Origin of the sequence: Kitasatospora putterlickiae, from assembly GCF_039527695.1 — a bacterium.
Classification (GTDB): Bacteria; Actinomycetota; Actinomycetes; order Streptomycetales; family Streptomycetaceae; genus Kitasatospora; species Kitasatospora putterlickiae.
On sequence record NZ_BAAAKJ010000260.1, the window covers coordinates 1 to 975 of the forward strand.

Below are 975 nucleotides of genomic sequence, written 5' to 3' on the forward strand. Positions count from 1 at the left end.
GGGCTCGACACGCGTCGAGCCCGGGACGGGCCGGCTCACCGGCCGCTCAGCAGGGTCAGGCCGGGCGCGAAGACGCTTCGGGCCGCCTCCGCGGGCAGCCCGCTCAGGGCCTCGGCGGTCCGCCCGGCGAGGACCAGGATGTCGGGCACGCGGGGAACGGCCGCCGACGCGCCGCCCGCCACGGCCTCCCAGTCGAACTCGGCGGTCCACCCGGTCCGGTCGACGACGAGCGCCACCGTCTCAGCCGGGCGGGCCCGCGCCTCACCGAGCAGAACCTCCGCCACCGCGTCCGCCTCCCGGGCCGTCAGGGCGTCGAGGAAGTAGGTGTGCTTCTCCCAGCCGTAGCCGGAGTACGCGATCCCGCACACCACGTCACTGTCCGCGGTGAACCACCACTTCAGCGTGAGGTCGCCGAGGGAGAGCCCGACGAGCTCGGCGACCCGGCCGGCCGGCCGGCAGGCGGACGTGCTCGCCCTCGGCGTCCAGCAGGACGGCGGTGTCGAATCCGGGTTGGACGAGGTGGATCCCCGCCCGCCCGAAGGCCTCGGCCAGGAGCCCGAAGTCACGCCCGGAGGTACGGGTGCGGTACCAGTCGATGAACGCGTCACTCGTCATCGCAGTCGTCGTCCTCCATGCTGAACAGGAACACGTTGTCGCTGCCGAGGACCTTCTCGGCGGCCTTGATGACATCGTCCGGCGTGTCGGCCTCGTCGAAGTAGTACATCGCCCGCACGCCCTGCTGGTCGGCCGCCCACTCGCCGATCTTGAGCTTCTCGACGAACTTCGAGAAGTTCTTGGCCTTCGCGCCACCGGGATCCCCCGCCGGACGCGAAAACGGCCCAGGCCCGGGCGCCTGGCGGGGCGCTCGGACCTGGGCCTGAGGGTTTTCGGGAGTGGTTCAGGAGGCGGCGGCACCCACGGGGGTGGCGTCGACGGGCGTACCGGCTCCACCGAGCCGTCCCACACCACCGAGCC

The 975-nt window shown here is 72.6% G+C and carries 2 protein-coding genes; both read right to left on the reverse strand.

Annotated elements, in window-relative coordinates:
• Positions 1 to 35: 35 nt before the first annotated feature.
• Complete coding sequence (locus ABD308_RS26525; protein ID WP_344339354.1) at positions 36 to 566, reverse strand: hypothetical protein; 531 nt, start codon at positions 564 to 566, stop codon at positions 36 to 38.
• 38 nt (positions 567 to 604) lie between these two features.
• Entirely contained in the window at positions 605 to 733 is a 129-nt protein-coding gene (locus ABD308_RS26530) for a hypothetical protein (RefSeq protein ID WP_344339358.1), read from the reverse strand.
• Positions 734 to 975: the final 242 nt, after the last annotated feature.